Origin of the sequence: Pseudomonas piscis, assembly GCF_009380155.1 — a bacterium.
In the GTDB taxonomy this organism is placed as follows: domain Bacteria; phylum Pseudomonadota; class Gammaproteobacteria; order Pseudomonadales; family Pseudomonadaceae; genus Aquipseudomonas; species Aquipseudomonas piscis.
Genome location: NZ_WHUV01000002.1, coordinates 71,818 through 96,092, shown reverse-complemented (window position 1 = coordinate 96,092; position 24,275 = coordinate 71,818). Strand labels below are relative to the sequence as shown.

Annotated in this window: 38 protein-coding genes; 16 read left to right on the top strand and 22 right to left on the bottom strand. The window is 58.6% G+C overall.

What is annotated here, in order from left to right:
• Positions 1-4 precede the first annotated feature (4 nt).
• The 17 genes from GDH07_RS10415 to GDH07_RS10335 form a co-directional block, all read right to left on the bottom strand.
• Entirely contained in the window at positions 5-1,201 is a 1,197-nt protein-coding gene (locus GDH07_RS10415; protein WP_152897470.1) for a phage major capsid protein, read from the bottom strand.
• Positions 1,198-1,842 (bottom strand): HK97 family phage prohead protease, encoded by a 645-nt coding sequence (locus GDH07_RS10410; RefSeq protein WP_152897469.1) that lies wholly within the window; start codon positions 1,840-1,842, stop codon positions 1,198-1,200. The genes GDH07_RS10415 and GDH07_RS10410 overlap by 4 nt, the downstream gene beginning before the upstream one ends.
• Positions 1,826-3,043 (bottom strand): phage portal protein, encoded by a 1,218-nt coding sequence (locus tag GDH07_RS10405; RefSeq protein ID WP_152897468.1) that lies wholly within the window; start codon positions 3,041-3,043, stop codon positions 1,826-1,828. The genes GDH07_RS10410 and GDH07_RS10405 overlap by 17 nt, the downstream gene beginning before the upstream one ends.
• Before the next feature lie 2 nt (positions 3,044-3,045).
• Positions 3,046-4,725, bottom strand: a complete 1,680-nt coding sequence (locus GDH07_RS10400) for a terminase large subunit (protein WP_152897467.1) — start codon at positions 4,723-4,725, stop codon at positions 3,046-3,048.
• A gap of 3 nt (positions 4,726-4,728) precedes the next feature.
• Positions 4,729-5,220, bottom strand: a complete 492-nt coding sequence (locus GDH07_RS10395; RefSeq protein WP_152897466.1) for a terminase small subunit — start codon at positions 5,218-5,220, stop codon at positions 4,729-4,731.
• A gap of 161 nt (positions 5,221-5,381) precedes the next feature.
• Positions 5,382-5,720 (bottom strand): HNH endonuclease, encoded by a 339-nt coding sequence (locus tag GDH07_RS10390; RefSeq protein WP_152897465.1) that lies wholly within the window; start codon positions 5,718-5,720, stop codon positions 5,382-5,384.
• A 93-nt stretch (positions 5,721-5,813) separates the two neighbouring features.
• Positions 5,814-6,005, bottom strand: a complete 192-nt coding sequence (locus GDH07_RS10385; RefSeq protein WP_152897464.1) for a hypothetical protein — start codon at positions 6,003-6,005, stop codon at positions 5,814-5,816.
• A 3-nt stretch (positions 6,006-6,008) separates the two neighbouring features.
• Positions 6,009-6,332 carry a phage holin, lambda family gene (locus GDH07_RS10380; protein ID WP_152897463.1) on the bottom strand — a complete coding sequence of 108 codons (324 nt, stop codon included), beginning with the start codon at positions 6,330-6,332 and terminating at the stop codon, positions 6,009-6,011.
• Positions 6,333-6,438: 106 nt separating this feature from the next.
• Positions 6,439-6,732 carry a hypothetical protein gene (locus GDH07_RS10375; RefSeq protein ID WP_152897462.1) on the bottom strand — a complete coding sequence of 98 codons (294 nt, stop codon included), beginning with the start codon at positions 6,730-6,732 and terminating at the stop codon, positions 6,439-6,441.
• 152 nt (positions 6,733-6,884) lie between these two features.
• A complete protein-coding gene (locus tag GDH07_RS10370) occupies positions 6,885-7,196 on the bottom strand; it encodes a DUF2513 domain-containing protein (protein WP_152897461.1) in 312 nt (103 codons plus the stop codon).
• Positions 7,197-7,353: 157 nt separating this feature from the next.
• Positions 7,354-7,737, bottom strand: a complete 384-nt coding sequence (locus GDH07_RS10365) for an antiterminator Q family protein (protein ID WP_178124040.1) — start codon at positions 7,735-7,737, stop codon at positions 7,354-7,356.
• Positions 7,738-7,740: 3 nt separating this feature from the next.
• Complete coding sequence (locus GDH07_RS10360; protein ID WP_152898258.1) at positions 7,741-8,061, bottom strand: hypothetical protein; 321 nt, start codon at positions 8,059-8,061, stop codon at positions 7,741-7,743.
• Complete coding sequence (locus GDH07_RS10355) at positions 8,058-9,350, bottom strand: tyrosine-type recombinase/integrase (protein ID WP_152897460.1); 1,293 nt, start codon at positions 9,348-9,350, stop codon at positions 8,058-8,060. The genes GDH07_RS10360 and GDH07_RS10355 overlap by 4 nt, the downstream gene beginning before the upstream one ends.
• Positions 9,347-9,643 (bottom strand): DUF1364 domain-containing protein, encoded by a 297-nt coding sequence (locus tag GDH07_RS10350; protein ID WP_152897459.1) that lies wholly within the window; start codon positions 9,641-9,643, stop codon positions 9,347-9,349. Before GDH07_RS10350 ends, GDH07_RS10355 begins: the two co-directional genes overlap by 4 nt.
• Positions 9,625-9,843 carry a hypothetical protein gene (locus tag GDH07_RS10345; RefSeq protein WP_246195940.1) on the bottom strand — a complete coding sequence of 73 codons (219 nt, stop codon included), beginning with the start codon at positions 9,841-9,843 and terminating at the stop codon, positions 9,625-9,627. The genes GDH07_RS10350 and GDH07_RS10345 overlap by 19 nt, the downstream gene beginning before the upstream one ends.
• Positions 9,840-11,222 carry a replicative DNA helicase gene (gene dnaB / locus GDH07_RS10340; protein WP_152897458.1) on the bottom strand — a complete coding sequence of 461 codons (1,383 nt, stop codon included), beginning with the start codon at positions 11,220-11,222 and terminating at the stop codon, positions 9,840-9,842. Before dnaB ends, GDH07_RS10345 begins: the two co-directional genes overlap by 4 nt.
• Positions 11,215-11,916, bottom strand: a complete 702-nt coding sequence (locus GDH07_RS10335; RefSeq protein WP_246195939.1) for a helix-turn-helix domain-containing protein — start codon at positions 11,914-11,916, stop codon at positions 11,215-11,217. Before GDH07_RS10335 ends, dnaB begins: the two co-directional genes overlap by 8 nt.
• Before the next feature lie 174 nt (positions 11,917-12,090).
• Between GDH07_RS10335 and GDH07_RS10330 the strand changes: the two genes are divergently transcribed.
• Complete coding sequence (locus GDH07_RS10330; RefSeq protein WP_152897457.1) at positions 12,091-12,309, top strand: hypothetical protein; 219 nt, start codon at positions 12,091-12,093, stop codon at positions 12,307-12,309.
• Here GDH07_RS10330 and GDH07_RS10325 read toward each other — a convergent pair.
• Both GDH07_RS10325 and GDH07_RS10320 read right to left on the bottom strand, forming a co-directional pair.
• Positions 12,259-12,525, bottom strand: a complete 267-nt coding sequence (locus GDH07_RS10325) for a hypothetical protein (RefSeq protein ID WP_152897456.1) — start codon at positions 12,523-12,525, stop codon at positions 12,259-12,261. The two genes, GDH07_RS10330 and GDH07_RS10325, sit on opposite strands and share 51 nt — an antisense overlap.
• Before the next feature lie 36 nt (positions 12,526-12,561).
• Entirely contained in the window at positions 12,562-12,825 is a 264-nt protein-coding gene (locus GDH07_RS10320) for a transcriptional regulator (RefSeq protein ID WP_152897455.1), read from the bottom strand.
• Between GDH07_RS10320 and GDH07_RS10315 the strand changes: the two genes are divergently transcribed.
• Positions 12,806-13,639: an XRE family transcriptional regulator gene (locus tag GDH07_RS10315; RefSeq protein ID WP_425502107.1), complete on the top strand. Its 834-nt coding sequence runs from the start codon at positions 12,806-12,808 to the stop codon at positions 13,637-13,639. The genes GDH07_RS10320 and GDH07_RS10315 overlap by 20 nt on opposite strands.
• Before the next feature lie 416 nt (positions 13,640-14,055).
• Here GDH07_RS10315 and GDH07_RS10310 read toward each other — a convergent pair whose 3' ends face one another.
• Positions 14,056-14,409 (bottom strand): hypothetical protein, encoded by a 354-nt coding sequence (locus GDH07_RS10310; protein WP_152897454.1) that lies wholly within the window; start codon positions 14,407-14,409, stop codon positions 14,056-14,058.
• A gap of 439 nt (positions 14,410-14,848) precedes the next feature.
• On the opposite strand from GDH07_RS10310, the gene GDH07_RS10305 reads away from it, so the two are divergent.
• Genes GDH07_RS10305 through GDH07_RS10285 form a run of 5 tightly spaced genes read left to right on the top strand, consistent with a single transcriptional unit; the run spans position 14,849 to position 17,067 of the window.
• A complete protein-coding gene (locus GDH07_RS10305) occupies positions 14,849-15,700 on the top strand; it encodes a ParB/RepB/Spo0J family partition protein (RefSeq protein ID WP_152897453.1) in 852 nt (283 codons plus the stop codon).
• Positions 15,701-15,702: 2 nt separating this feature from the next.
• On the top strand, positions 15,703-16,086 hold the full coding sequence (locus GDH07_RS10300; RefSeq protein WP_152897452.1) for a response regulator transcription factor: 384 nt from the start codon (positions 15,703-15,705) through the stop codon (positions 16,084-16,086).
• Positions 16,087-16,118: 32 nt separating this feature from the next.
• A complete protein-coding gene (locus tag GDH07_RS10295) occupies positions 16,119-16,406 on the top strand; it encodes a hypothetical protein (RefSeq protein ID WP_152897451.1) in 288 nt (95 codons plus the stop codon).
• Positions 16,403-16,717: a hypothetical protein gene (locus GDH07_RS10290; RefSeq protein WP_152897450.1), complete on the top strand. Its 315-nt coding sequence runs from the start codon at positions 16,403-16,405 to the stop codon at positions 16,715-16,717. Before GDH07_RS10295 ends, GDH07_RS10290 begins: the two co-directional genes overlap by 4 nt.
• Positions 16,714-17,067, top strand: coding sequence for a hypothetical protein (locus tag GDH07_RS10285; RefSeq protein WP_246195938.1), 354 nt, complete (start codon positions 16,714-16,716; stop codon positions 17,065-17,067). The genes GDH07_RS10290 and GDH07_RS10285 overlap by 4 nt, the downstream gene beginning before the upstream one ends.
• Here the strand turns inward: GDH07_RS10285 and GDH07_RS10280 are convergent.
• Both GDH07_RS10280 and GDH07_RS10275 read right to left on the bottom strand, forming a co-directional pair.
• Positions 17,051-17,278, bottom strand: a complete 228-nt coding sequence (locus GDH07_RS10280) for a hypothetical protein (protein ID WP_152897449.1) — start codon at positions 17,276-17,278, stop codon at positions 17,051-17,053. The two genes, GDH07_RS10285 and GDH07_RS10280, sit on opposite strands and share 17 nt — an antisense overlap.
• Positions 17,279-17,391: 113 nt before the next feature.
• Positions 17,392-17,661: a hypothetical protein gene (locus tag GDH07_RS10275; RefSeq protein WP_152897448.1), complete on the bottom strand. Its 270-nt coding sequence runs from the start codon at positions 17,659-17,661 to the stop codon at positions 17,392-17,394.
• 102 nt (positions 17,662-17,763) lie between these two features.
• Here GDH07_RS10275 and GDH07_RS10270 point away from each other — a divergent pair, with 102 nt between their 5' ends.
• The 9 genes from GDH07_RS10270 to GDH07_RS10230 all read left to right on the top strand — a co-directional run bounded on the left by GDH07_RS10270 (position 17,764) and on the right by GDH07_RS10230 (position 24,165).
• Positions 17,764-18,153 (top strand): hypothetical protein, encoded by a 390-nt coding sequence (locus GDH07_RS10270; protein ID WP_152897447.1) that lies wholly within the window; start codon positions 17,764-17,766, stop codon positions 18,151-18,153.
• A gap of 13 nt (positions 18,154-18,166) precedes the next feature.
• A complete protein-coding gene (locus tag GDH07_RS10265; RefSeq protein ID WP_152897446.1) occupies positions 18,167-19,090 on the top strand; it encodes a DNA cytosine methyltransferase in 924 nt (307 codons plus the stop codon).
• 296 nt (positions 19,091-19,386) lie between these two features.
• Positions 19,387-20,151, top strand: a complete 765-nt coding sequence (locus GDH07_RS10260; protein WP_152897445.1) for a hypothetical protein — start codon at positions 19,387-19,389, stop codon at positions 20,149-20,151.
• Entirely contained in the window at positions 20,148-20,363 is a 216-nt protein-coding gene (locus GDH07_RS10255; RefSeq protein ID WP_152897444.1) for a hypothetical protein, read from the top strand. The genes GDH07_RS10260 and GDH07_RS10255 overlap by 4 nt, the downstream gene beginning before the upstream one ends.
• The gene (locus GDH07_RS10250; RefSeq protein WP_152897443.1) at positions 20,360-21,265 is read left to right on the top strand and encodes a DUF551 domain-containing protein; all 906 of its coding nucleotides are present in this window, start codon (positions 20,360-20,362) and stop codon (positions 21,263-21,265) included. Before GDH07_RS10255 ends, GDH07_RS10250 begins: the two co-directional genes overlap by 4 nt.
• A 59-nt stretch (positions 21,266-21,324) precedes the next feature.
• On the top strand, positions 21,325-21,804 hold the full coding sequence (locus GDH07_RS10245) for a hypothetical protein (RefSeq protein ID WP_152897442.1): 480 nt from the start codon (positions 21,325-21,327) through the stop codon (positions 21,802-21,804).
• Positions 21,805-21,856: 52 nt separating this feature from the next.
• Positions 21,857-22,621, top strand: coding sequence for a hypothetical protein (locus GDH07_RS10240; protein WP_152897441.1), 765 nt, complete (start codon positions 21,857-21,859; stop codon positions 22,619-22,621).
• Positions 22,622-22,917: 296 nt separating this feature from the next.
• The gene (locus GDH07_RS10235) at positions 22,918-23,130 is read left to right on the top strand and encodes a DUF4224 domain-containing protein (RefSeq protein WP_152897440.1); all 213 of its coding nucleotides are present in this window, start codon (positions 22,918-22,920) and stop codon (positions 23,128-23,130) included.
• Positions 23,131-24,165 carry a site-specific integrase gene (locus GDH07_RS10230; RefSeq protein WP_152897439.1) on the top strand — a complete coding sequence of 345 codons (1,035 nt, stop codon included), beginning with the start codon at positions 23,131-23,133 and terminating at the stop codon, positions 24,163-24,165.
• The last annotated feature ends 110 nt before the right edge of the window (positions 24,166-24,275 follow it).

Genomic DNA, 24,275 nt, shown 5'->3' with positions numbered 1-24,275 from the left:
AGGGTTACTTGGCGAAGGTGCCCTTGACCAAGGCTTCCTTGCGACGGACGCCGAGACCAAGGCGCTCTTCGGCCAGCAGCGCCACCTGGTTCTTGATGAACATGTCGTTGATCAGGCCCATTTTGAACAGGTAGGTCATACGGTCGTACAGGATGGCGGCCCGAGCGAAGTTCGCGATCAGGAACTCGCCACCGGTATCAGTATCGCCTTCGTCCATGCTGTCCGAGGTGATCACCGGACGCCCCCACAGGATTGGGGTCACCAGGCCTTGCAGGTTGGCGAACAGATAGCGGTTTTCACCGTCCTTCTGCAATTCGATGTTCATCCAGTCGAGCTCGCTCATTACAACGCCATCGGCGGAAAGCTTCGACTGCTTGCGCACCTGGTAGATGCCACGACGAACGATGTCGATCGAGGTGTCGCCGGCCTTGTTCAGGGCGTTGCTGTAGACCGTCGCCTGAGTCATGAGGCCGTTCAGGTTTTCGCCCGTGCCGTCGCCCTTGAGGATCTGGTTTTCTTCTTCCAGCTTCAGGTCATAGCGCAGCAGCTCCTGGATGTAGCCCTGCATCTGTGGAATGTCGTCCAACGCTTCCTCGGTGACCGGCATCCATACCGCGATCTTCTTGACGCGATCGGTAGCTGGCTCGAAGGTGACGTTGCTGGTTGGCTTGCTGCCGCCTTCGGCGACCGGTGCAGCACCGCGGGTGTGCAGCAGCTCACGGAAGTAGGTGTACTGCTGGCCAGTGACCGGGATCGCAGTAAGCAGATCACGAATACGCAGCTCCTGGCGGATGCCCGGCTGAATGACCGGATCATAGACTGGGGCAACAATACCGGCGCTGGTGACTTTCACTTCCTTCATGGTGGCCAGGTCAGACTTGGTGACCTCGATCTCGGCGCGGCTGGCCGATTTCTGGTTGAGCGCCTTGTAGGACTCGTCACCCTTGATCATATCGATGAAGGACTTGCCTTCACCAGGTCCACCGCGCAGCTTGACGCCCTTCTGCTCCAGGTCCTGCACCTGATCGATGACCTTTTGCAGTTCGCCCTTCTGGTCTTCGATCTGTTTCTTCAGATCGCCAGCCACCTGGTTGCCCTTCTCGACCTCAGCCATGGCCGCGTCATACTTCTGCTGCAGGCCGGTGAAACCGTTCTTCAGTTGCAGCTCCAGGGACTCTTTCAGTTCTTTCACTTCGCTCATGGCGATACTCCAAAATGTTCGGTAAAGAGGGTGGAAATGTCCTTCAGCTCTTCCACGATCGCCGTGGCCTCGCTGCCGCCATCACGGCGTAGCGCGGTGTAGCCGAGCGAAGCGACTGCCGCCGCTTCCTTCTGCGAGAGGCCCATGCGCTCGCGCAGGGCGTTCTCGAAAAGACGGATGTCCGACTTGACGCTCAGGACCTCGGCCTCGGGGTTCATCCCGAATGGCACGAAAGAGGCTTCCCACAGCTCAGCGGACTTGATGACTCGAACCTGGCGGCCAGCGCGCTGCTCGAAGGTGGCCTCCATGGTGTTGAAACCGATCGACATGCTGTCGAGTGAGCCGTCCTTCATCAGCTCATAAGCGTCTCGCGCATAGCTCACCGCGAGATTCAAGCGGCCCTTGAGGTACAGGCCCCTGTCGTCCTGGGTGAATTCAGAGGTACCCACCAGGCGCGTCAGGTCGTGGTACAGGGCCAGCTTCAGCCGGCCGTTGCGGGCTGTCTTCACGCGGGTAAATGCGCCCTTGAGGATCACATCGTCGCCAAGGTCCACGTTTTCGAATACCGCGGCGTAGCCCTCGAAGTTGCCCGCCTCGTCGGCAGCCTTCACCTCGAACGGGCAATCAAGTTTGCTGAGCATTTTTCTGCATCTCCCACCGGGTGACCCGGTCGTATTCAGGGCCATCAAGCGGCGGCAGGTTTTCTTTGCGGCGAACCTCGTTCGTGGTCATCCAACCTGACCCGCCTGATCCGCCGAGGGCGGCGGCATACAATGTGGCGCGGCCGGCACTGTCGGCACGCTGCAAGCCCTCGAGCACGAACTCCAGAAAGCGCTTCCCATCTGTCAGCAACTTGCTGTTGAGCTCATCCTCGACCGCATCGGCGTAGGGTTTCAGTCCGAAGGTGACGTAGCCGATGAGCTGCTGCTCAAGGTTTGAGCCCATGATCGAAGTCTTGCCAGCGCGGTTGGCCAGCCACAGCGGCACGCCGTAGACGCCCGCCAGCGCCTCTTCCTGGAACTGCTGGGACTCGATGAACTGGGCGTCCTTCTGGCTTAGGCCAGCCGGGACGATCTTGGGGTTGCCCTGCAGGATCGCCATCTTCCCGATGTCATCGACGTCGCCCTGGCGTACGTCGGGGAATTTCTCCATCACCTGAGCCTGCTGGACCTTGGTGAGGAATTGTTCGTAGATGACGTATCCGCCGGTGAATCCGCCCTTGCGCATAAAGCGCGAAGACCACTGCTGACCAGCTTTTGCCAGGCCCATTGTCTCGGCCTGGTACTCGATCGGCGACAAACCGGTGATGCCGTCAAGGCTGAACAGCTTGAAATGGAGCATGTTCTCGGGTGAAACAGGGAATCGAGCGCCCGCAGGGGGGGTGACCCAGTACAGAAGGTCGTCTTCGGTGTCGATTTCCACCCTGTCACAGCCCACCGGAACCAGACCGATGGGATCGCCATTACGGTTTCGCTCAATCAGTGCGAATGCGTTACCGCGCAGCGCCATATTCACGACCACGAACTTCAGAAAGTTCAGCAGCGTCATGTAAGGGTTGGGCTTGCGCAGCAACCGGAGGAACCGGTCATTTCCGGCCACCAGCTTCCTTCCATCCTCCGCATCCTGGTACAGCTTCAGCGGTAGTCCACTGAGCGATTCGGAGAGGATTTTCACGCACGACCAGACCATGCTGATCGTCAGCGCGCTCTTGGTGGTGATTTTGACCCCGGCCTTCGTGCGCTTGCCGCCGACTTCCATATCGACTTCGACGTAATCGCCAGTCTTCGGGTCGGTGTAGCCGAAGAATCGCCATGTGCTTGGGTTGTACCATCTGAATGCCATGGTCAGCCTACTAGTCCGAAAAATCCGTTGTTGAGGTAGTCATCCATGCCGCCCTTCGCCTCGGGATTGAGGGCCATCAGCGATACGGCGTTGAATGTCGCCATGAGCGGGTCGATTTTTGCTGTGCCGGAGGCCTGCTTGGTGATCAAGAAGGCGTTTGCCGATGGCACACCCTTGGCGTTACCGCAGGCCCAGGCCATCAGGGACTGGCCGCAGTGCAGCAGCGACCCGTCAGCCAGGCGGCGTTCGGTCGTTTTAATGGCCCCGGTAAGCTTCCAGCCCTGCGAAATACCGATGATTTGGTCGTCATCGATGCCCAGGTCGGCCAAGGCATCGAGAATTGCGCCGATACCAGCTGGATCCAACCCAACCTTGTCGAGCAGGCCCGCTTCATTGACCCGAGCAACGATGGCTGCCAACTGATCGACGTCATCGCCGATCTTTTCAACGATTGTCAGGTCGCCGGTCTGTTTCAGGTCGAGCAGTCGAGGGGCTTCCGACTTTCGCCGCTCCAGAACAGAGGGATGCGCCCACGCATGAGCCCAGTGCAACCAAGTGCGCGAGTCACGAACCCGACCAATGACGGACAGGCCCAGCAGGTCATCGAGGCCGCCACCGTCCACGCCGATATCGACCACCTCGCACTGCTCAAGAATCTGTTCCAGGGTCATCCCGGGCTTTGCTTGGGCCTCCCAGAACTCAGCACCGACCCAGCTATCGGACATGAGGGCCAGTCCGATCTCGATATTCAGGTGCTTGGCCAGAAAACCACGCATCTCGGCCTCGCCGTCGATCTCGGCCTGCATGTGCAGGCGCTCTAACGTCGGGCGGTCAACCGAATAGTTGATGTTCGGGTTCACCAGGTGGAAGTTTTCAGGCTTCCGTGCGTCCCCGCTCTTGATCATCTCCTGCGGGAACTCGTAGATGATTGGCAAGAACCGATTGTCATCAATGCGCCCGTCGCGCACGCCTCGTGCATAGGCCAGTTTCGACTTGAAGACGCCCGCGGGAGGTTCGTTCGACTGGGTTGTCAGCCAGATGATGAAACCCTCAGGGCGAGACAGCAGGCCACCGGTGGCCTCGCGGATCATGTCCGCTGCCTTCGGGTTCTTCCCGAACAACCAGGCCTCGTCTATCAGGACGCCGACGGCCTTCTTACCGCCAACCACGTCGCTGTCAGCAGCCACCACCTTTAGGGTGGCACCGGTTTCACGGTGCGTAATCAGCCGAAGGTGAGGCTGGACGTGCAACAGGTCCTTCAGCACCTCATCGTTGTTGACCATGTCCTTGGCCGGCACAAACGAGTTGTCAGCGATCTCCTTGGTGGGTGCCAGGATGATGAACTCGGCCGAGAGGCGCCAATTGCGAATTAGCGCAGTCAGCATGATGGCCGCGGCGATGGTCGACTTGCTGTTCTTCTTAGGGATGCAGAGCATCACCTCCCGAATCAGCCGCTCTCCAGTCTCGCTGTTGTAACTACCGAACACCGCGCCGGCGAAGGCAAGCACCCAGGGCGCGCAAGCTGCTTCAATGGTCGGGCTACCGGGAGCATCAACAATCTTCAATCCCCGGAAGACCTCAAGGCTTTCCTCAGCTTCATCAGGGAATAACGGCGGCGGGATGATGGACTCACCTGCCGCCAACTGCTTCCACCAGTCAGGGCAAGCTGTTGTCCAGAGCATCTACTACCCCTTGACCATTGTGAGTGAAGGTTTTGCTGCGGGCGGCTTGCCCTGGGCGTACTTGCCTCTGCCCGCTTCCTCGGCTGCTTTTTGCTTGGCCTCTTTCTTCCCCTGATCGGCAACCTTTCCGTGCGCGTAGGGCATCAAGGTCTTGGCCGCCTCAAGGCGCATCCGAAGATCGGCGCCATCGGCGTTCATGAGCTCGGTTAGGAACTCGCGCGGATCATCCGTATGGGCGAGAGAGACCTCATCGGACTCATCCACCATTGACGGACTGTCTTTAACTTTTCGGGGAGGTTTAACTTCTGCGCTTGGCGGCTGCTTTTGCTTCAGTCGGCGGCCAAACTCAGTGAGAACGTCCTCATCCTTGGCAAGCTTGGAACCCGCCTGCGACGCGGTCTTCTCGGAATATCCAGCGGCGATTGCCGCTTCGCGATTTGTGGCTCCCGACTGCAAAGCGTCAACAAACCGCCGCTTCTTGTCGGTTAAAGCCATGGTTAACTTTTCCTGAAACGGGAAAAAATGTGTGCGTGGGATCGGGCGCGGTCTGGAAGCGATAGAACCCCCAAATTTCGACCCCCCCCTCCATAAAACCCTTCTATCGCACCATTTTGGTGCATTTATTGAGAAAAAATCTCATTCTCACTGATTAAGCCTTAGAGTCGGCCTTCTGCGGCCTCTTCGGACTGCTTCACCGTGTCGTGGCAGGGTTTGCACAGCGTCTGCCAGTTGCGTTGATCCCAGAACAGGTCCTGATCACCGCGATGCGGCTTGATGTGGTCGACAACAGTGCCAGCAGTCACGCGGTCTTGGCGCTCGCAGTACACGCACAGAGGATGCTGGCTGAGCCAGACCTCTCGGGCCTTCTGCCAGCGGTAGCCATAGCCACGCTGCGCGGCGGTCTGCTTGCTGGTGCGCCATGAGTCAGGGTTCACCGTCGGCATTCGGTCGCCCAAGGTCTTCACCCTGCTTCCCAGTGTCTTGAGTCTTGCCATTGCGTCCTACCACCTGCTGGATACGCTCTGCCGCGATCCTGGCCCACTTGTTGATCCTTGCGCGCCGGGCGGCGCATCCGTTGCAGGCCACTGCTATCTCGTCCGAGGGCGGTTGAGCGCACGGCGGCCACACCTGGCCAGCACCATGTCCTGCACCTGGTGTATAGCCATGCAGAACTCATGCTGCTCAAGCGGGTGCTCGATGGGCAGTTTCAGGTACTCATCCCATGCATCGGCGAGCAGCCGAGCCACCTTGGCTTCCTGCTCAGTAAGTGCGGTCTTCATGCTTTACCCCTGCGCCTTGCGAGAAAGGAACAGATCGGAGTAGCCGCGAAGCTTCTCGACACCCATAAAGCCGACCATGCCGCCGGCAAAGGTGGCCATTCCCTGGGGTAATCCCATCCACTCAAGCAGGGGAACAAGGGCCAATGTGATAAGGCCGCACAGGGCGCCCTCCAGCATCATCTGTCGCCGCGTTCCTCCGCCGTATACCACCCTCAAGGCGGCGATAACGACAGACAGACCGGCGGCGTACAGCTGCGGCTGGTGGGCAATCACCCAGGTAATCAAAGCGGCCCAAAGGCCAGGATCTTTCTCAGGCATATGGGCCATCTCGATTCCTCCCTTTCGGGGAGCGCAAATGAAAAAGCCCCGGCGATTGCCAGGGCCCAGAAACGAAAAGCCCCGCACATCGGCGGGGCTGTTGACTTAAAAACGATTAGAAATCGAAGTTCGCCAATTGCTGCTTCGCATCATTTTGACGGAGGTAGAGTGCGAGAGCTTTTGCGGCTTCTGCAATCTTGCCCTCATCCACATAGCCGTGCTCATGCGGAACCGTTACGTTGGCACTGAACCAACCTTCCTCCAACCTTTCGCCGTCAGGAGCGTAGTGCCCCGCTTCAAGGTAGATTTGAATGTGCATCTCACTGGACGTCTCTTCACTAAAACGGGCAATGAAGTGGGGAATGAGACTCTCGATCTGAGTCAAGACCTCTTGGCGGTAATACCTCATCTACAGCTCCTTGTGAGTTCACTTCAGCAACACTGAGTTAAGCGCTGACAAAATATAATCCCACAGAGAGCTTGCGGAGCAAATACTGAAGCCCTAATGCAAAAGCCCCGCACTATGGCGGGGCTTAAATCTGTCCGAAAACTCTTCGACGGTCAGCGAATATCAACTACTTTGCGCATCGCGTCGAGCAGGTCATGACCCTGCCAGGTCAACTGGTAGAAAGTCTCGTCAGACTGCTCTCTGGTCGGCTCCTGCTCATATTTCGAGAGAAGTCCGCCGCCCACCAAGATGTCAAGGTGATGGACGATGCAGGTGTTCAACTCCTCCTCAGCATCTCCGCTATCCCACACGCCACGCTTGGTCCCGATCTCCTGAATGATCTCGAAGTAAGTCGGGCCAATGTCCGTATCCGTTAACTCGATGAAAACCAGCACATCGAAAACCAACTTCATGTCGCGCTTCATGGGCAGCCTCAGGACTCATAGGTGATGGCCGAGTCTAACCGGATGAGCATGCAACAAAAACCCCGACGCAATGGCCGGGGTTTGCCAGTGTCGCGGTGCGTTGCAAGCTGGACACGCTGCTATAAAAACAGAGCTATTCCATATGGACAACTCTTTTTTAAGCAGCCTCCCGGATCGCTTCAAGAACACAATCGATCCAGGCAACGCCAGCCTTGATCAGCTCTCGCGCTTTCATCTCACTTACCTGGTAATGGCGGCCTACCCTGGTTGCCGGCCACTTGGCTCCGTAGTAGAGCCAGATCATGTCGCCCATCTGCTGGTCCCGCTTACAGAGCCGGGCCAGAGCGGCATCTACAGCTCCTGCCAGTTCGTCTGTAATGGTGTAGGACTTGGAGGCGACAGGAATCGCGTCCCGCATCACTGCCAGCATTGGCGATGCATAGCTGGGGATGCCCATCCCATCCATACGCCACCAGCCCCACTGCTCCAGCATATGCTCGGTATCCCCCAAGGGACGGTGCAACGGTTTGCGAATCATCATTTCTCAATCCCCTGTGAAGTTTGTGCCGCCGGCGCCGCGGCGGTTGTTGCCTGCATACGCAGCCCATGGGCCCGATGCTTGTTCTTGTTGTCCACGCTGACTGAGCCGGCTCTCTGCGGCCTGCAGGCGCAAGCTCAGTTGACTGACCAGCACCTCCAACGGAAGAGCCTCGCCGGTATCAGCAGTGACCCAGCCCGAGGCGTTGCACTGAAGGCACGGCAGCTGGTGAAACACCCCGCTCACGAATGCCTTGCCGCGGCATGCAGAGCACTGCGCCAGGTCGAGCTGATCGACCTTGAATGCCGGGCCATGGCTCTTTTTCAGCATTTCGAATCCTCGCTTATGGTTGATTCCGAAATGTCGCTGTAGCCCGCACGCTCTGCGGCTCGCAGCAGAATCCCTGAATCAACGGATCTATCACCGGTCAAGCCGTGAATCGATGCCAGACCCTTCTGATCAAGGTGCGCATGCCACTTCTCCAGGGCGTCGCGCTTGCGGGCCATGATGTCGGACTGGATGTACACCTTCACGTTGTGGCCCATTGCGTGATTGATCAGCAGCTCACCCACCAGGTGATCGACGCCAAGGTCTGCCCAACCGGTGCGAGCCAGCTTGCGCAGATCGTGACTTGTCCACTCACCCCGGCTGATGGCAGCGAACACCTCCCAAGCCTTCACCTCGCTCATGGGCTTACCCTGCCTACCCGGGAACAGGAACTGCCCTTCGTAGCCTTCGTTGCGCTGGATCTCGCGATACGCCATCAGCAGGAAGCGCACTTGGTCCGTCAGCGGCAGGCGGTGCTCGACGCCGGTCTTCGTGTGTTCAGCAGGAATGAACCACTCGCGCTCAGCCAGGCTGACATGGCTCCAGCGGGCCTGCCGGGTTTCGCCCAGGCGGGTGCCGTGACACAGCATCATCAGGGCCAGCACGCCGCGCTGAGGGTTGTTTGCGAGCGTGCGCAGCAGATGCGCAAGAAGTTCTTCCAGGTGCGCGCCACGCAAACGAGACGGCTTGACCGTGACCCTGGCCTTGGAGAAGTCACCAAAGCGAATGCCGGCCATGGGGTTAGAGCTGATCAGCCCAAGCTTGAAGGCCTGGCGGAACGACAGGGCCAGCAGCTGGAAGACCAGCCGCACGTAGTCGATCGATAGCGACTCTTGCAGTGGCCACATCAGCTCGCGGTCGAGAAGCGCCTTATCGATCTCGACCAGGGCCGTACCGCCCAGGCGCGGAATCAGGTGCAACTTGATTGCAGAGGCGGCGGTGTTCTTGCGTTTGGCTGACAGATTGCGGTCTCGGGTCATGCGCTCAGCGAACCAGTCCAGCAGCTCACCGGTGAGAACCCAGCTCGAGAGGCTGGATCCCTCCCCCGCTTCCAGCCGCAGGCGGATATCCGGCAGCGCAGCGGCCACCTTGGCAGCGCTCAGCTCAGGGTATGAGCCGATCAGGTGCCACTTACCCTTGGTGACCAGATACCAGGAACCGCGCTCGCGGGATTTATGGAATCTGAAGTACAGGCCTTGGTTGCCCAGGGAGCGCAGATCGCGAGCCCGACCCTCGGCCTGACGACGGATCTCGGCATCGCTGATTTTTACAGCGGCGGTGTTTGTCATGCGATCAGGACTCCTTCGTTGAGCAATGCGGCCTGAGTGCGCATCACACCCTCCGCGTGGTACTGGCGAGCGGTAGCGCGGTCGATATCGCGACTGCGGCCATCACAGGCGTCGTGGCAGGCGCTACAGCACCAGGCGCCCTGCATGTCGTGCGGCTTCTTGCCAATGCCGCAGGTTCCGGCCAGGCGGTAATGCGCGAGCACGGTGGTTTCAGGATTGCCATTGCACACACCGGGAATGCGCACCTGGCATTCCCGGCCTCGCGCAGCCTTGGTCAGCTTGGTTTGGCGCATGGGTTTTCTTCTCCATGAAGGTCGACAACGCGATAGGCGGTAGGCCACATGCGCTTGCCGTGGGCGGCGGCGAGCTCTTCATCGCGATAGAGCGCTATCGGTTGTTGTGGGGTTTCGCAGAGTCCGAACAGGTCGGATCGGCAGTAGAGCGCGTAGCGGTATTCGGGCAGCTGTGGCTGCAAGTGCATCGGGTCTGTCATGCAGGGAGCTCCTTTCGGGCGTAGCGAGAGGCGAGCGACCGCTCGGGCGATGTTGTCGGCTTAGGTGGCGGCTGCCAGCTGGCGGTTAAGTTTTCGAATCGGTTGTACTGGCCCAGGAAGGCAGCGCGAACAGTGCCGGTTTCGATGTCCCGGCCTTTGCCGATGATGATTTCGGCCACGCCCTTGAACTCGCTGTTATCGTGATAGACCTCGTCGCGGTACACGAACAGGATCACGTCGGCGTCTTGCTCAATTGCCCCGGATTCGCGAAGGTCAGAGGGCACCGGTCGCTTGTTGGGGCGCTTCTCGCACTCCCGGGAAAGCTGGCTAAGCAGCACGACCGGAATGCCAAGCTCTCGCGCAAGCAACTTGCAGCCTCGGGTGATGCTGCTCACCTCTTCTGCGCGATTTCCGCCGATGCCATCCACGAGCTGAAGGTAATCGATCATCAGGATGTCGAGGCCGTACCGCATCTTGTGCCGACGAGCCAGCGAACGGATTCGCCCTACCGTGGCGGCGGCGAGATCAGCAATGAACAGGTTTGCGTGTTGAATCTTCCCGGCAGCCGCGCAGAGCTCGGCACCGTGCGACTGGCAGGCAGAGCCGTCTTTGATCAGGCTGAGCGGAATCTTGCCCTCAGCGGCAGTTGCCCGGTCCAGTAATTGGCCTTTGCTCATTTCCAGACTGATAACCAGCCCTGACTTCTTCTCACGGATGGCCGCATTGAGTACAAATCCCATGGCCAGTGTCGTTTTGCCCATCGCAGGACGACCAGCCACGATGATCAGTTGCTCCGGCTGCAGGCCGCCGAGCTTCTCGTCCAGATCCGCCAAGCCCGTCGAAAGGCCGATAAGGGTTTCGCCACGCATCAGGCGATCATGGCGCTCTTGCCAGACCTCAAGCTGTTGCGCCATCAGGTCGCCTGCTTTCACAACCTCCTCGCCGTCAGTGCCGGAGTCGATCGCCATGGCTGCCGCCTGAACCGCAGCAATCTTGTCCTGGATGTCACCGCCGCCCTGCACGATCTCAAGGGTTCGGTCGCTCAAGTCGTACAGGGCACGCTCTACCGCGCGCTCGCGGACAATCCCCGCGTATGTGCCGGCGCTGGCAACGCTCGGCGTGTTGTTGACCAGAGCGGCGCAGTGACCCAGGGCGCGATCACCGTTGTCGAGCATGCCGATGTGGTCTGCCACGGTCAGCATGTCCACTGCTTTGCCGGCGGCACGCAGGGCCAGGATGCCGCGGAACACCTCGGCGTTTTCGGCGAAGTAGAACGACTCGGTGCTCAGGTCGTCGGACAGGGTGTCGATCAGTTCCGGACGCTGCAGCATGGCGCCCAGCAATCCGTGCTCCGCTTCGAGGCTGTAGGGCTCACGCATCGTAGTTGCCCTCCACAACCTTGACGAAATTGCTTGGTGCGATCAGCCAATCGAACGTGGCGCGAAATGGAGTGCTGCCGGGCTTCCCAGAAAGCTTGCCCATCAGGAAATCCGACTTAGCGACCGAGGCGAAGTAATCGGCCCAGAAGTCGAGACTCTGGTGAACCTCGCTCTGGTTCCAGCGGGCGCGAAGTTGTTTCTTGCGTGCCTCCGAGATCAGGATGACCGCTGGCAAGGCAGGACTGAGCAGGCGATTGAACAAATCAACGATGCCCTGAATCGGGCAAGCCGGTGATCGCGGAACGCGATCTCCATCATGTGACGGTTCAATTGATGGTTCCTTTACGGTTCTGGGGGCACCAGGTGCCGGGGTGGGGGGCATATCGTGCCGGGGCGATGGGGCATTTGGTGCCGGGGGGCATATCGTGCCGGGGGCATATGCTGCCGGGGTCAGCGTGTACCAGGTCGAGCGGCCGAAGCGCTGGTGACTCTTGAGCAACTGCGCCTCTTCAAGCCACCGAAGAGCATTGCGGACTGCGCGCTCTGACAAGCAGGTGCGAGTCCCGATTGTTGCAACCGATGGCCAGCAAACGCCGTCGTCGTTCGAGTTGTCAGCAAGGGCGATCAGCACGGACTTCTGCGCCGGGCTCATGCCCTGCAGCGGCCAGCAGGCTGTCATGACGATAGTGCTCATGCGAACACCTCGAACTGACGCGACAGTTTTTGGTATTTACTGAGATCTGACGGGATTTGCTGGGTGTTGCGTGCATCGATTGAGAAATGCATAATCGACCTCGTTTGATGTTTCAGAAGACCGCCCTGGCCGGCGGTTTTTTTATGTCCGCGTTTTCACCGGCTTGGAGGCCAGATGAAGGCTGCACGGAATCTGTTTGCGAAGCTGAAGGCGAAGCACTGGGACAAAAAGCTGTACACGTACGACGACGAAAACTTCTCGATGATGGGCTTCGACTCGCCGCCCCTGCGCCGTATGTGGGAGGAGCACAGAGAAACCATCAAAAAGGTCTCCGTATGGCTGCTAGCGCTGATCGCAGGCGGCGTCATCAGCAAACTGCTTGGACTGGCGTAGCGATCCGTCTTCTATCGCCTTGACGGCCGACGCCAGGAACATCAAACGGTCCTCATCAGAAAGGCCCCCTTCGAAGCTGACGTGCGTCAGCGGGAAGGTTGCGGATTCCTCACGCTTCGATCCGCCAGCGACATAGCCAGCCACGAAGCAGAAGGCAGAAAAGCCAAATGCTCCGCAGGCGGCCAGCAAGCTGCCTGCAACCATCTCAATTTCCATCTCTTCACCCTCATACTGGTTAAATTCACAGCTGGTTCAGTTCACTACTGGCGCGAAGCTGTGGCGCGCATACTTCGCGTCACAACAGCCAGCCTCCTCTGGAATTGACGGATACAGATCTGGGCGCAGCTCGGATCGATGGACTCCGGTGAGCCTTTCGATATCCAGCACCCGCTCGGCAGGCACGCGCCCGGTAGCGCACATTTTCTGCACCGCCTGGGGCGTAACCTTGAGATGCCGAGCGAGAGCTGACTGACTGCCGGCAGCGGATGCCGCCTTCTTGATTGCAGTTTGGGTCATACCCACCTCAAAGTTACAGCTACAACCAAAGGTTAACCTGACAGTGCATATACCTACAACCAATATTCGCAATTACACCTACAACCATTGTTTGTATGATTGCGGCATGGAAAATATTGGTGAGCGCATCACGCGCAAACGAGAAGCAGCGGGCCTTAGCCAGTCAGAGCTTGGCCGTAGACTTGGGATCAGCGCTCAGGCCGTGCAAAAGTGGGAATCAGGACGAGCGACGCCCAGGAACTCGAAGCTGAGCTCAATCGCCAGCATCCTAAGCACCTCCGTCCAATTTCTTCTGCAGGGCGACGACGACCGGAAGGCGCATACGCAAGTCGGCGTTAGCGACATCGACTCCTGGGACGAAAGCACTCCACTCGAAGATGACGAGGTCGAGATCTCCTTTCTACGAGAGGTTGAGCTTTCTGCCGGTTCTGGGCGCTTCGCCATCCAAGAGGACTCCGGAGAAAGCCTTAGATTCCCCAAGCAAAAACTACGCGAGAACCACGTCCAGGCTAGTCAAGCAAGGTGCGTGACAGTTCGAGGGAATAGCATGACCCCTGTTCTGCGTGATGGCGCAACAGTGGGTATCGACCTTGGAAAAACACGAGTTGCTGACGTCATTGACGGAGATCTGTATGCGGTTGATCACTGCGGGCAGCTCCGAGTGAAGCAGGTTTTCCGCATGCCGACAGGGCTTCGACTGAGAAGCTTCAACCGTGACGATCACCCAGACGAGGACTATTCATTCGACCAGTTGCATGAAGGCCAGATCAGGATCATAGGCCACGTATTCTGGTGGGCCATGTACGCCAGATAGCTACCAAACAAAAAAGCTCAACCCTGAAATCCCGCCCTGCGCGGGATTTTTTTCGTCCACATCAAATACTTACAACCAAATATGCGCAACCAATGACCATTTCATGCACGCAACTACAACTTTTACGCTTGCAACATCCAACCAATGGTTGTAATTTTATTCCAAGGCCAGACAGCACCGGCCCAACGAAGGCAGCGATGAACCGGCCTCAACAGTTCAGAGATGCCACCGCTCTTTAAAAAATTGAAGAAGAGTCACCCGGCGCCAGAGTTCTTTTCCTGACAGTGGCAAAAGTTCGGGTGAACGTTAAGCAACGCAGCAAGCTTCCTCGCTCGACATGTCGGCCCGCAGGTTTGCTGAGCAACACAGATTTCACTGGCTGACCTTGGAGACAGGGTCAGACGGGAAATCAAAAGTCAGATCGCGACGATCACTGATACGACCAAGGGGTAAGCCTTCAGACAGCCCAGTATCGCGATCAAGATCGCAAGCAGAAACAGGAAGATGCCCGTTTTGTTGACCCTGCGAGGCCTACCGCTGATGTGTATTGATCCCAACTGATAAGGGTGCGGAGCGATACCAGAGACGAACGGCCTGCAAGCCATTTCTCCGATCCCCCAAAGCAATCCCGACAGAGAGAAAAGACCTACCAGTGCATTGTCGACTTTGAGATCGACAGTCATTGAAACGACGAGAACCACAAAACAAAGAATCGCCATGATCTTGAACCATTCATCTGCGATGAATTTTGCAACCACTGAAACCGCCAAGGTTGCGCCCTCCTTTGCTGGCTGTGATGTGTGAGAGCGCTCAGCCTAGCGCAAAGCCCGTCACCTGGGCAGTGGTGAGATGGCCGCTGGCCACCGAACAACCGGAGAACACCATGATCCTACTGCTCCTGATCGGCGCAGCGCTTAGCCATGTGCGGCCCGAACCGCATACCGCGAAAAGCCTGCTGCCCGGTCAATCCAAGTTGATCCGCGAAAAGCCTCGACCGAGAGACGGGGCATCAGTGCTCGGGCGCTGATTGTCCCGCCAAGAATCTCGCAACTAAATCACGGCATCTGTGAAAGCCCCGAACGTCCAACGGGGCTTTCATTTTTCCGCCATTACTCGCCAGCACTCTCCGCTGCGCCCATCGGCAACCAGCAGCCGATCAGAGTGCTGACGAGTAATCGCAACCTACGCATCAACCAGGAAGCAAATTGCATGACTAAATCAATCAGGCAGATGATCACGGCCGGCGAGGTTCGCCGCGCCGATGCAATCAAGGTTCGACTTGAAGATCTTCACGAAGAACCCGGCTTCAACCTGCGCACTGAAGGCGAGGCGCTGGAGTCCAGCATTTCGGCCCTGGCCGAGTTCATCGCCGATGGCGGTGTCATCCCGTCGCTTGAGATCAGGCCACGCTCTGATGGTGGCGTGTGGGTTGTTGACGGCCATCGCCGGCGGCGCGCGCTACTCAAGCTTGATCAGGCGGGTCGACTGCCGCGCCTGCCCAGCAAAGAAAACCCGAAGGTTCTCGAATATTGGGTTGATGTTCGAATGTTCGAAGGCAGCGATGCCGATCGCGTCGCACGGATCATCTCAAGCCAGGAGAACGAAAAGCTATCCCCTCTTGAGCTCGCCGAGGGCTACAAGCGCCTTCGGACTTTCGGTTGGTCGCCTGAGCAGATCGCGAAGAAAGTCGGCAAAACCCGGCAGCACGTAGAACAAGTTCTTACCGTGGGCAACGCGAACACCGATGTACAGAACCTGGTTGCCGCCGGGCACGTATCAGCCACTACAGCAGCCCAGGTCGTTCGGGATCACGGCGATAGCGCTGGCCAGGTGCTCGGAGCCGAGCTGGAGAAGGCCAAGGCCAGTGGCAAGAAGCGCGTCACCGCCGGAACCATGAAAGGCCCTTCAATCCCTAAGCCGCGTCTTGAAGCTGTTCATGAAGCCTCGCGCAAGTTGATTGCGTCGCTCGATGCCATCGACGAAGACAGTCTCTCTCTCAGCATTACAACCGCGCTTGTCCTTGAACTGCGCAAAGCCCTGGACGGCGCTCAATCGAGATAATCATGGACACGATCACCATAGGCACATGGAAAGGCCATCTCGGCCGGGGCCTGGCACCGCGCGAACTTGAGTGCGTCCTCGACGTTGCGCAGGGCCTGACTTCGAAGCAAATCGCCCGGCGCTTCGGCATCAGCGAAGGCGGCGTTGAGAAGCGCATCGCTGCAGCCATGTTCAAGCTCGACGTACCGCGCCGGGCTGCCCTGGTCGCCGAAGCCATGCGGCGCCAGATCATAAGCCCGCTTTGCATCGCGCTCGCCGGCCTGATCGCAATGCATGCAGTGATCGGCGACGACGATCCAATGCGCCGGGACCGCCGAGCCCCAGAGCGCCGAACGGCATCAGTCCGAGTCGTGCGCAAAGCTGAATCCATCGAGTACCACGCGTAACCCCCTACCTGATTCCCACCGAGGAACTACCCATGTCACTGCACTCCCCTGCGCAATCGATCGATTGCATGAACGCTCTGCGCATTCGCGCAACAGCAGCAACTGCCGAGTTCTATCGCATGATCAATAAGCCAGCGCCTGAACGGTCTGTTCGCTTTCGGGTCGTGAACAAAGGTGTTGGTGCGTATCACGTCGTCGAGATCGAAACGGGGCGCGTGAAAGGCTTCCGGTTCAGCTACAAGGCCGCGATAAATCTGGCCCAGGTGCTCGAGGCTCGGGCGGATGGCATGAAGGTCTTGATAGAGGGCTGGGGGAAATGATCGGGCAGCCTCAACAGAACCCGCGTGACGCGATCGTTGAAGACTTGAACCGCAAGCTGGAACAGTTCTTCGGCGGTGGCGGACAGGTGCAGGAGTTCGCCCAAGGCGCGACTGGCGAGAAGTTCGGATTCGGCGCTACTGGGCATCAGGACAGGCTCAGGGCTGAGCGGGCAAGGCTCGCACCAGCAGTTCGCGAGCAGGCAGACAAGGGGCTCGACCCGACACAGATCGGAACAGCATTGTCGATGCGCGTGCAGCGCGTCTTGATGATCGCCACCGAGAACAACATAGAGATCAGGAGAGGGCCGTGAAGGCAGAGAAGACAGGCGCGGCGAAGCACTCAGCAGACTACCGCGACCGCAAGAAGGCCGAGGCGGATCGCCTGGGCATAGAGAAAATGCACTTCGATATGCCGGCCGGGATTCGCAAGCAACTTGCAGCCGAGATGCAGGCTCACGGTTACAGCCAGGTGCAAGAGCTCTGGCAGGACTTGGCTCTGTCGTGGATTGCCCAGTCACCAGATGAGCGAGCGCGTCGACTTCAGAAACCTGGCGCGCAAGCTTTTCGCGTATCACCAAGACTTGCGCGTCAGTTCGAAATACAAAGTGTGGCCGAACTAAGGCGCGATCCTGGAGATGAAATTGTCAGTCCCGAAATGTGACGTGACCTTTTCCTGCTTTTGTAATAGCAAGAAGATCCAACTGAGACTTTGCTGATAGGTCAGAAAGCGTTAGGTTGGCGCCGCCGGCGCGAGCAGCCGTTGCAATTGCAATCAATTCAATTTGATTACGGCTACCAGCCGACAACTCAAGACTTCCTCCCGCAGACAGGATTGCAACAAGCTCCAGCTGCGACTTATTAGACAACTGCATCTCAACTCCTTTTGGCCGGCCCCATGCCGGTCACCCGTAATACCCCATCCCACCCCAAATAGCCACCATTTCGCCACCAGCACGGAGGGCGGCGCTTGCAATAGCACTTAGCGTTAATCTGAGAGAAACATTGAAATGCCCTGAGTGAAAGCTGCAAATGAGGCAACGGCGGCGGCATAAGCATTCCACTTAGATTGCTTTTTCAGTGATTCGTGGATGTTGTTGCCGGTGGTGGTATCTGTAAGTTGGTTGGCCAGAAGGCCGCTCTCGTCGCGTCGATCCTCAGATTTGACACTGGCCTTCGCCGAGTAGAGCCAAAGTACAGAGGAGACTATTGCAGCAGTAGCTGACACCCACTGAAGAGTTTGCTTCACATACCCCATTTCGACGCTCCATACCGGCTCCATGCCGGGCCGAACACAAATACCCCACTTGAATAGATCACGCCAGCCAGGCCGAGGCCATCGGCTGCCCGGAGAAACCTCATGAGCACATTCGCAGTCTTCGGCATGACAGCCGGTGTAGCGCTGGCCGAGGCCAGGAAGATCACCAAGACCACGAAGCCCAGCGGAAAGGCTGGCTGCCCCCCCCCCCTAGAGCTGACACTCCCTGAGTGGAACGAAGCTGTGGAAAAGCAGGCTGCAGCAATTTTCGGTGGCGAGAAGGTAAAGCAGCTCAGCCAGCTGTTCGATGCGCCTCAGTACGCACAGCAGTTCATTGAACTTGCAAGGAAGGCCGGCCCCTGCAGAGACCTTCGGATCAGGGCAAAGGCCGCTCTTACGGATACCGAGGGTAAGCCCGTGATCAACCCCAAGACCAAGGCTCCGATGGTCGGATGGGCTGACTGGCATCCATCAACCGCGAAAGTCGCATAAGCCGGAAAACACCATGACAACAGCAATCGACCTGTTCGCCGGTATGGGCGGATGGAGCACTGGCGCGCGCGCCGCAGGCGTCCAGGTCCTCTGGGCAGCAAACCACTGGCCCGAGGCGGTGAAGTGGCACGCAGCAAATCACGCTGACACTGAGCACGTCTGCCAGGATCTGCACCAGGCCAATTGGGCAGCAGTGCCACGAACTGACATCGGCATAGCCTCCCCGTGCTGCCAAGGCCACGCGAAAGCCCGCGGTAAGAAAAACGGCAACCCTGAGCATGATGCATCCAGGTCTACAGCCTGGGCCGTTCCATCTGCTGCCGAGGTTTTGCAGCAGGAGGCCTGGATAGTCGAGAACGTACCGGAGTTCGTGAACTGGCTCCTGTACCCGAGCTGGGTCGATGCGATGCAAAGACTTGGCTACCAGGTCGCGCCCCACGTTGTTGACTGCGCCGATCTCGGCGTGCCCCAGCACCGGGTGCGCCTGTTCCTGATCTGCACCAAGAGCAAGGCGCCGATTCAGCTTCAGCTCCAGCAATGCGAGCATGTGCCGGCGAGCAGCTTCCTCAACTTCGAAGCCGGGCGGTGGTCGCCCATCGAGAAGCCTGGCCGGGCCCAGGCCACGCTCGACCGCGTGCGCAACGGGCGTCAGCGCTTCGGCGATCGCTTCATCATGCCCTACTACGGCAAGGGCTCAGGCACCACCGGCCGTGACATCTATCGGCCGATCGGCACCATAACCACTTTGGACCGCTGGGCCTTGGTCGATGGCAACTGCATGCGGATGCTCAGCGCCAACGAGGCACTGGCTGCCATGTCGTTCCCGGCCGACACCCTGCGGCCGGAAAATCACCGGTTGACCATGCACATGGCCGGGAACGCCGTGCCGCCGCTCGCAGGTCAGCGCGTAATCGAGGCGCTGCTGAAGGCGGCGTAATCAAACTCGCCAGCGGGCGGTAATGGCCTCGATCAAAGGTGGTGGTGCGTCCCTCAGCTGTCTTTGCAAGTTAAGCCAGTGACGGGTCTGGTCGATGTCGAATTGGTAGGAGTTCTTTTCCTTAATCGTGAGTGTTGACCCGCTCACATCGAAGCGGCCGCATTCTGCGCAGCTCACCGATATCCCCTGTTTCGGATAGTCACTAACCTGCGCTGTCCCGCCACACACAATGCATTTCATGCTGCGCCCTCCCTGAAAATGACCCGAACAGTCTAGTTCATGACAGAGGTATCCCCATGCCCCACAGAAACCCAACTCTTGAGCAGCGAGTAGCTGCCCTTCAGTCAGATCTCAACGCCCGAGACCAGGCCTTGGACGACGCAGCAACAGAGAACAACGAGCGCGAGCTGTCGCGGCGGTCGTGGTTCGACGAGGCGCAGAGGCTGGAGCGAGAGAACGAGGGACTGCGCTCCGAAGTCAAACGCCTTGATCTGATGATTTCCCAGTCGGATTACAACTACGACATGGATCGCGCTCAATTCAAGCGACAGCTGGCCGAGCGGGATGCGCTGCTGCGCCTAGCTCGCGAGTTCATCGTCAATGGCGTTGACCTGGGCTACATCACGATGCCTGACCCAGAAACCCCAGATCCGGCGCACGACCTGCTGCCGAAGATCAACGCCGCCCTATCCGCCAGCGCAGAGCCGAGTGAGGAATGCGCGCACAGCTATGCCAATAAAGCGGGCTGCCCGGAATGTGGGGAGGCGTTTGACGGTGGCAAGCCAAGCACTCCGAAGTGCAAGTACTGTGGCGATACGGGCCAGTTCGTGATCGGAAACAGTGGCGATGCCAGTGACGGAAACGCACCTATCATGGCTCGCTGTGAAGATTGCGAACTTGGCGAGCCGAACGTACCGATAGAGTTGAAAGCGCTGCGGGCATTTGTCGGGGCGGCATGCCCGGTGGCCAGCCAGATCAATAAGCGCGGGTACAACTGGTGCGAAGCCTATCTTGACGATGCGCTCGTATTAGCCCGCACTGCCCTGGAGCGCAAGCCATGAGCACTCTCTCGTATCGCATGCGCGACACTCTCAAGCGACTCCACAAGCGTCCAGATGGCTACTACGGCAGTTGCACCAACGCGACCATGAAAGCGCTGAAAAATCGTGGCCTAGCCGACGATGAATGGACCGAGGTTCCGGGCAGCTATTACCGAGACCATAAGTGGGTCATCACACCGGCAGGCGTGGCAGTCCTGGAGGTCAAACTATGAGCAACAAACCTATTCCCTGCCCGACCTGCGGTCAGTTCTGCGGCGATCAGTTCGACCAGACCTGCGATGAACTGCGCACAAGGATCAGCACTGGCCCGCTCATCAACGTCCCACGCGAAATGCTCCAACAGTGGATGGACGACATCGGCGAAAGCCGGCACGTCACCCGGTACGCAGCACGCAAGCGCGAGGAGCTGCGCGCCCTTCTCGCCCAGCCTGCCGAGCAGCACCAGGATCATTCAGTGATTGCCCACGTATGCGCCTACACACCCGGCCTGGGGCAGGTTGAGCTGCAACTGCCGGGCAATCTGCCCTCATGGCTAGAGCTGGGCGAAACGGTAACCGTGCGGCATGGCAACGCCCAGCACCAGGGCGAGCCGGTGTACATGGTCCGAACGCATGGTTCGTGCTGCTGGGAGGAAGTCGGCAGCGGGTCACTGGAGGATTTCCAGTCCATGCCGGAGGAGTACGAGTTGCGCGCGCTGTACACCAATCCAGGCGCTCAGCTCGACACCGGAACCAACTCCGACAAGTACAAGGCCGAGCTCTACGATGAAGTGTGGCAACTGGCCCGCGACATGGGATTTGGCAACGTCACTGATGCGCTGATGAAGCTGAAGAAGCAGCCCACACCGGCTGCGGTGGTGCTGCCGGAGAAGTGGCAGCCAATCGAGACAGCGCCGAAGGATGAAACCGAGATCATTCTGCGCAAAGGTGACCGCGTAACTGTCGGCGCCTGGATCGAGTGGAGCAAGTCCGAAGCTGAATTCAGCAGTCGAGGCGACTATCTCGGCCAAGTCGAGTATGACTCTGGTGCGCATTGGGCATCCTGGGATGGCGGCTTCTGTGAAGACGACGAACCCACCCACTGGCAGCCGCTGCCCACCACTCCCCAGCAGTAACCCCTCTACCCCTTCCCCAATTTCAAGCCAGCCGCAAAGCGGAATGGCGGAGCTATGCCATGAACATCGACAAAGACACCCTCAGGGCGCTAGCTGAGGCCTGCAAAGATCACCAGCCGCTCCGCTTCATGCGCAGCCATGGTGCGCTGTACATCCGCAACGACAACGGCATCGTGTTCGACGTGCATCAGAACCGGTCATTCCCGGAGTTCGTGTCGCAGAACAAGGATTACGCAGATCTTGTGCTGGCCTGCACGCCGGGCACCATCCTGGCCCTGCTCGCCGAGATCGAGGCGCTGCGTGAAAGCGCAAACTTCCGTGCAGTGCAGAGCCTGCGCGCTGACTGCGAGGCGCTGCGCAAGGACGCCGATCGGTATCGGTGGCTTCGTGACCCGGACAACCAAGAAAACCTTGAGCCAGATAGTGATTACCTGATGCCTCCGATTATCTGCGGATACGCAGAGCACGAAGACATCCTGGCCATGGCGTCGCTGGACAGGGCAATCGACGGCGCCCTGGCCAAGGAGGTGCAGCCATGATCCTCCCCGCCCTGCTCTTCGCAATCTGGAACATCTACAGGGGGCCAAGGCCATGACGTCACGCATCGTTTGCCAGTTCAGTTGCGGCGCCGCCTCGGCGGTGGCCACCAAGCTGGCCCTGACCGAATACGGGGAAACCCACGACGTGCAAATCGTCAACGCCTTCCTGGCCAACGAACACGATGACAACCGCCGCTTCGCCCGGGACTGTGAAACCTGGTTCGGTCGACCTATCACAGTACTACGCGACGAGAAGTACGGCGCTGATGCCTTGGAGGTGTTTCGTCGCGAGCGCTACATGAAAGGCCGTACCGGAGCGCCATGCACCAAGATCCTTAAACGTCGTCTGCTCGACTCATGGAAGCAGCCGGGGGATGTGATGGTGTTCGGCTACACCGCTGAGGAAGCAGATCGCCTGGAGGACTTTCGGGAGCGCAACCCCGACCGGCCTGTGATCGCCCCCCTCATTGACCGAGGCCTGGGCAAAGATGATTGCAAGGCCATCCTGCTCCGCGCAGGCATCGAGCTGCCGCTGATGTACCGTCTGGGCTATGAAAATGCCAATTGTATCGGTTGCGTGAAGGGCGGCGAAGGATACTTCAGGGCGATCCGCCAGGACTTCCCGGAGCAGTTCGAGGCGCTGTGCGCAATTCAGGACGACTTAGGCGAAGGCTCCTACCTGTTCCGCAATCGCACCACCAACGTGCGCTTTTCTCTACGCGAGCTAGGGGATGGCCCAGTTCGCCGCAACGAGAAGATTCCCTCGTGCTCCTTCTTCTGCGAGCTGGCCGAAGCCGACATCATCGCCAGAGCTTGAAGTCCGCCCAGCTCGATTTAGGTCGGCTGACAAGCCAGGACAACGAACCGGGCGAACACCCACACAGTGCCCCGGCGCAACGCCGGCGGCAATAAGGCCATTCCGAATCAGCAATTTGGCGCCCGCTCCGGCCGGTGTAGGCCGTTCAACAATCCATTTGAAGTACCCCGACCGGGCGAGCGATGCCGACTCTACCGAGAGCCATCACGTCTGTCCCGGGAGTAATTCTGAACAATCCTGAAAGCCGCCAGGTGCGGCACGGAGAACCCGTATGCATTGCGCACTGAGGAGGCAGCATGGATAGCATCCAATTCCTGACTCATGAAGAAGTATGTGAACTGACCGGCGCCAGAACGAAGGCCGGTCAAATCCAGGTGCTGTCCAGGAATGGAATCAGGCACACAATCAAGAGGAACGGCTGGCCGTGCGTGATATCAGCGGTGCTGATCGCTGGGCCAGCTTTTCCCAAAGAAGAAGCGACCGGATGGCAGCCAAGAAAGGCAATCTAGATGGGAAGAAAACCTACAAAGCCAGGAAGCATTCCTCGCTTTCGGCAGCGCATCAGGCCGGGCGGAAAAATCTATTACTACTACGACCCAGGCGATAAGCCGCGCAAAGAAATCCCGCTGGGATCGGACTATGGGATCGCCATAGTTGAATACGCCAGACTCGAGAAGACCAGAGCTTCCAGCGCGCTAGTAGCCGAGGCACTGACATTTGAGTATGTGGCGAACAAGTATATGGAAGAGGTGGTACCGACCAAATCACAAGCCACGCAACGGGACAACGCCAGGGAGCTAAAGCAGTTGCTCTCCTTCTTCAACGACCCTCCTGGGCCTTTGGATGCAATTGAGCCGAAGCACGTTGTCCAGTACCTGCGTTACCGCTCCCGAACCGCAAAGGTCAGGGCGAATCGCGAAAAGGCGCTTCTAAGCGCAATCTGGAACTTCGCTCGCCAGGTCGGCTATACATCTCTCGCAAACCCCTGCGCCGGGGTAAAGGGGAACAAAGAGAGCGGTCGCGACACGTATGTAGAGGATGAAATGCTGGCTGCGGTCTATCAGCATGCGGATCAGCCCTTGAGGGATGCCCTTGATCTCTTTTACCTGACCGCACAGCGCATCGCTGACACGCTAAAAATGGACGAGCGCCATATAGTCAATGGACAGCTCCTCGTGCAGCAGGGCAAGACCAACGCAAAAAGAAGGATCGAGATTGTTGGGGAGTTGAAGGCGGTTATCGACAGGATCATGGAGCGGAAAAAGGGTCACAAGATCCGGTCGACTAGGCTGGTGGTGATGGGCAATGGCCAGCCAATGACGACCAGCATGCTGAGAGGGAGATTTGATGCTGCCCGATTGCAGGCAGGTATAGAAAAATCCGCTTTTCAAATGCGCGATCTCCGCGCCAAAGCGGCTACAGATAAGGAGGAATCAACCGGCAGCATTCGCGATGCGCGCGATCAACTAGGGCATACCACGGTCGTGATGACAGAGCAGTACATCCGCCGAAGAAAAGGCCTAAAGGTGCTTCCGACAAAGTAGAAACTCGTTCCGCAAAAAAAATTAAGCCCTTACAGAACAAGGCCTACAGGGGCGCGCTTTCCGCACATTTGCGGATCTAATATTTACTTAAGCTACTGATCTATAAGTAA